The sequence below is a fragment of the Protofrankia sp. Cj3 genome (assembly GCF_917627355.1).
Classification (GTDB): domain Bacteria; phylum Actinomycetota; class Actinomycetes; order Frankiales; family Frankiaceae; genus Protofrankia.
Genome location: NZ_CAKJTR010000126.1, coordinates 1 through 5,027, shown reverse-complemented (window position 1 = coordinate 5,027; position 5,027 = coordinate 1). Strand labels below are relative to the sequence as shown.

At 66.6% G+C, this 5,027-nt stretch carries 5 protein-coding genes; all 5 read right to left on the bottom strand.

All coding sequences use genetic code 11. From position 1 onward, the window contains the following. Window positions 1-764 precede the first annotated feature (764 nt). The 5 genes from MJ783_RS16335 to MJ783_RS16315 are packed head-to-tail and all read right to left on the bottom strand — an operon-like array spanning window position 765 to window position 4,110. Window positions 765-1,202, bottom strand: a complete 438-nt coding sequence (locus tag MJ783_RS16335; RefSeq protein WP_239311317.1) for a DUF3180 domain-containing protein — start codon at window positions 1,200-1,202, stop codon at window positions 765-767. Next, window positions 1,199-1,699 (bottom strand): 2-amino-4-hydroxy-6-hydroxymethyldihydropteridine diphosphokinase, encoded by a 501-nt coding sequence (gene folK / locus MJ783_RS16330; protein ID WP_239311309.1) that lies wholly within the window; start codon window positions 1,697-1,699, stop codon window positions 1,199-1,201. The genes MJ783_RS16335 and folK overlap by 4 nt, the downstream gene beginning before the upstream one ends. Window positions 1,700-1,746: 47 nt before the next feature. Then, window positions 1,747-2,169 (bottom strand): dihydroneopterin aldolase, encoded by a 423-nt coding sequence (folB, locus tag MJ783_RS16325; protein WP_239311308.1) that lies wholly within the window; start codon window positions 2,167-2,169, stop codon window positions 1,747-1,749. After that, on the bottom strand, window positions 2,166-3,080 hold the full coding sequence (gene folP / locus MJ783_RS16320) for a dihydropteroate synthase (protein ID WP_239311307.1): 915 nt from the start codon (window positions 3,078-3,080) through the stop codon (window positions 2,166-2,168). The genes folB and folP overlap by 4 nt, the downstream gene beginning before the upstream one ends. A gap of 52 nt (window positions 3,081-3,132) precedes the next feature. Further along, a complete protein-coding gene (locus MJ783_RS16315) occupies window positions 3,133-4,110 on the bottom strand; it encodes a GNAT family N-acetyltransferase (protein WP_239311306.1) in 978 nt (325 codons plus the stop codon). Between the last annotated feature and the right edge of the window lie 917 nt (window positions 4,111-5,027).

Here is a 5,027-nt window from a genome sequence, read left to right as displayed (position 1 = left end):
ATAACCCGCGTCATTGCCACGGCCGGCGGCCCGCTCGTTGCGAGGGTAGCCGGCCCGTGTCGCCATGCCGTCGGCCACGTGAGGAGCGACCGCACGTTGGCCCGTCGGGCGGTGTGGGGCCGCGGCCTGTTGTCCTGGCGGCAGATAGCCGTCAGCGGGCGGATATCCAGCGGCTGGCCGATAGGCGTCCGAGGCGCGGGTTGCGTCGGGCCGCTGCTGGGAACCAGCGTCCCGATAAGAGCCAGGGTCCTGATATCGGCCAGTGTCCTGCGGCGGGCCCTGGTCGCGCCACGGGGCAGGGGGATGAGCATCCCGGCGCCGCGGGGCCGCGCTTGCCGGGGGCTCGTTTCCGTCGGGATGCGCCACCGATTCCGGCGTACCGTCCACGGCCCCGGGCCGGCGTTGATTCACCGCGTCAGACCGTCGTGCCGCGTCAGAGCGTCGTGCGCCGTCTGCCACCGGCTGACCTCCCATCGCGGTCCGCACCCAATCAAACGTCCCCATCGGTGTATCACGGCGTTGCGCTGGCGTTGCGCGCGCCCAGTTGACAATTACCAGAGTAAGAGCGCCCGGCAATAGGGCTCGTCCGGGTGGCACCTCGCGTCATCGCTACCCGTCCATCACCACGCGATGGACGGGTAGCCCGGCTCGTCGGCCGGCGCCCACCGCCTCCGGCGCATCCATCCGCCGCCTTGCGATCCTGCCGCCGACCGCGCAAAAAACATGATCGCGTGACCTTTGGCCAGCGCACCCCGGCAGGCCGCTCAGGATTTCGGCACTCGGCACACACGCTCAAGCAGCAGCCCGCCGGCCAGGAGCACCGCCGCGGCACCGATCCCCAGCCCAGCGGTGATCGCATCGGCGCCGGCGGTGCGGAACTCATCCGAACGCGGCAACACATAACCGAGCACCGCAGCCCACGCTCCCGCCAGCGCCGCCCCGGCAAGGCTGCCGGCCTTGGCCATGGCCGCCAGCCGGGCGACGGTCAGCGGCAGGATCGGCCTCGTTCCCGGCCGCCCCTGCAACCGGCGCCGGGTGATCGACGCGGTCTGTAGCTCCACCAGCCCAATGATCAGCAGAGACAACGGCGCCGTGGGCGGAAAGCGCGGCAGGTCCTGATAATTGAAAACCAGGAAAACATAGGTGAGCGCGCCAAGCACCACGGCCGCCGCGAACAGATCCCGCGCCCGGCTCGGTTTCACTGGCGCAAGCTCCATGATGTCTGCTGGATCCCGGCGGTATCCAGCCCGGCCACCAGGTCGGCCACCCGGCCATGACCAGGTAGCACCGCGTCCGGCTCGACATCCAGCCAGGGAACACAGACGAACGCGCGCAGATGGGCACGCGGATGCGGGATGAGGATCTCCGGATCGTCGCTCAGCAGCCTGCCACAGGCGATCACATCAACATCCAGGGTCCGTGGGCCCCATCGTACCGTCCGCAGCCGTGACGCCGCCTGCTCGGCTGACCGTGCCGCCAACAGCAGAGCACGTGCCGGCGCCGCCGGGACCAGCACAACCGCATTGAGATAATCGTCCTGGGTGGGTCCGCCGACGGGCGCGGTCTCATACACCCGCGACACCGCCACCGCACCGAGCGTCCGGACGGCGGCACGAAGCCGCGCAAGACGATCACCGAGATTCGAGCCCAGCGCAAGCACCGCGGTCGGCCGCTCCGGCCCTGGCCGCGGCGTTGCCAACGACGACGCCTGCGACTTTCGCGATCCCGGCTGATGACCCGTCCCGCTCACGCTGGCCGGTCCCGGGTGACGCTGACCGCGACATCGGTGAACGGTAGTGGGATCGGTGCCGCCGGTTTGTGTACCGTCACCTGGGCGCGCGCAACGCGGCCGTCGCCCAGGCAGGCGACGGCCAGCCGGTGCGCGAGTGTCTCGATCAGATCCACCGGTTCACCCGCGATGATCCCAGCCAACGTCTGGGCCAACGCCGCGTAGTCGACCGTGGCGGCGAGGTCGTCGTTCGCGGCGGCTTGCCGGGTGTCCACCCACAGCACGGCGTCCACGACGAATTCCTGGCCCAACTCGCGTTCGGCTGGCAGGACACCATGGTGGCCGTGGACCCGCAGGCCGGTAAGGACGATCCGGTCCGGCGCGGCCGCCGACGGGGCATCGGCTCCAGGCGATCCGCCCGCCGGTGGCCAGGCGGTCATGCCGCGCCCGCCGGTGGGCATCGGGGCATGGCCGGGGCGGAACCGCTGGCGGCGATCAGCGCCCGAGCCGGCCCCATACGCGCATCCCACGGCTGCTCGCCGCGGGCGCTCCGCCATGCCTGCGCCACCCGGACGGCGTCCGCCGCCGCCCGGACCGCGTGCACCCGTACCGCCCACACCCCGGCGACCGCCAGCAGCGCCGTTGTCGCCTGGGTCGCATCGTCGCGATCATCGGCTGGCCGGGCCCGGCCGTCGGAGCCCGCCAGCAGGCTGCCCAGGAACGACTTACGCGATGTACCGACCAGCAGGGGATAATTCAGCGCGCTGAAGGCGTCGATGTGTGCCAGCAGCGCCCAGTTGTGTCTGGCCTTCTTCGCGAAGCCGATCCCCGGGTCGATAATCACCCTGCTCGGCGCGATACCCGCGGCGAGCACGGCCTCAAGACGGTCGTGCAGCTCGGCCGCGACCTCGGACACGACGTCACCGTAGACCGCCCGGGTGAACATGTTCGCGCTCGTGCCCCTGGCATGCATCAGCACATAGGGAACACCCCGCTCGGCGGCGAGAGCCAGCAGGTCCCGGTCGGCCGCGCCCGATACGTCATTTATGATCACAGCGCCGGCGGCCAACGCGGCCTCGGCGACCGTCCGGCGGGTCGTGTCCACGCTGACGGCGACCCCGGCCGCGGCCAGCTCCGTCACCACCGGCAGCACCCTGCGCAGTTCCTCGTCCGGATCAACCCGGGCGGCCCCCGGTCGGGTCGACTCACCACCGACGTCGATGATGTCGGCGCCGTCGGCCGCCATCGCCAAGCCGGCCCGGACGGCATCAGCGGCGGTCGCGAAGGTACCGCCGTCGGAGAACGAATCCGGGGTCGCGTTGACCACACCCATCACGCGAGTCCTGCCCATCGGCTCCAGGAGACTGCGGCTGGCCTGCTCGGGCGTCATGACTCCCCAATGATCAGCGTAGGGACGCGGCTGGACTGCCGGCGTGATGAGGCCGCCGGTAGCAGTACCGCCGGTAGGAGTATCGATAGACGGGCTGAAAGCCGAGTGCGGCATACAGGTGGCGGGCCGCTGTGCTGGTCTGTTCCACCTGCAGATAGGCGCGGGAGGCACCAGCGTCGGTGGCCCATGTGACCAGCCCGGCGAGGACGGCGCGGGCGGCTCCCCGGCCGCGCGCGGCCGGTATCGTCGCCATGCTGTAGACGCCGAGCCAGTCGCCGTCTATGACCCCCCGGCCAACCGCGACCGGCACGCCGTCCATCACGCACAGCACGTACTTTGTTGCTATCGTGAGATTCGTCAGCACCTTGAGGGTGCCGGCACGCTGGTCCGCAAAGGTCGAAAGTACCCGCCCAGCGATATCCAGCCAGCTGCCGTCGATGTCGTCGAACATGAGCGTTCTGGTACCACCGGCGCGGCCGGAGCCGGCGGCAGCAGCCGCCGACGCTCCCGACGGCACGTCAACGCTGGCCTCCGCGACGGTGCCGCCGGCCAGCCGGCCAGCAAGGTCCGCCAGGTCGGCCGCGCAGACATCGGTCGGACCGGTGTCATCGAACCCGAGCGCGTCCAGTGCCTGGTGGATACCGGCCGGCAACGACACCGGGGTGATCTGGACGGTCGCCGGCAGCCCTGCCGCGGCGTAGAACGCGCGGACCTCGTCAAGCGCGAGAGAAAGATCAGGGACGTCTCCGCGGGCCCACACCGAGTTGCCGCGCCGGGAGGAACCGGCAGACTCCCGCAACACCCAGCCGCCGACACGGCGCTCACACAGCGGGGGCCAGGCGCGATGGGCGAGAAGCTCCAGCTCACGGCTCAGAGCGGCATCAACCGCCTCGCCGGCACCCGGCGCCACCAGCGCATCGTGCCCACGGTGGCTTGCGGCGGGCTCAGCCATGCCCTGCCCGGCGACCGGTACCCGCAGACGGACCCGCACTGACCACACGCCTGAGGCTACCGGCCAAGGAACGAAACCTTCGCGCTCGCCCCTCGTTGTCGCGCCCGACACGACTTGACCAGACACCGCCTGTCTCGGCAGCGCCACCAACAGTCCCCGGTCAGCGACCGGTACGCCGCTCAGGAATCGATCGGCCACTCGAATGTGCCGCGGTGAATACACCACAGTGAATGCGCGGCGGGAGCGGATGCGCGGCGAGGGTGGATGCGCAGCGACGGTGACCTGATACCCTGGGAATACATCACGGGAAGCAATGGGTATGCGTCGGCGGCACATCATGCGCATACGGTGCAATTAACCTGCGGATGGTCATCCGAACGGCGGGAGCCCAACTACAGGGCGCAAAGTTTGTTACCTCACCGTAACGACCATTCAACCCGGCGGGAACACCGAGACCCTACCGTTTTTTACGGTAACGTCAGTTGTACCACCGCCCGACAAAGGAGCCGGGCTCCTTTCAAATTAACGTCCAATTTTGTCCTATAAAATTCAAACTTTAGTTTAGGCCTTTCCGATTACGACCATTGATATTTTTATGACCAATCAGATTTTATTTTGACCCGAATAATATTATTTTTTAAATTCATTAAATCTCCATTTAATAATTTTATTTACACTTCTACTGAGTCTAACGAGGCTCAGGTGTAAAGCCTTCCACTATGAATGTGATTTAGACTTAACAAATTAAACTAATGAGTGATTTAACTTAGCTTATTTCGTAGTTCTTCAAACTTAGTTTAATAATCTGAGATTGAAGATGTATGAACTAGCTTAGAAAGATTCCCCCCTGGGCCTTCGTATCCGGACAGACCAAAATGAATTTTCACTTGATAGAAATTCACTCTAAGAATGGATTAGATTGTTGCATTACATCCATCTATACCAGCTCACCGTAC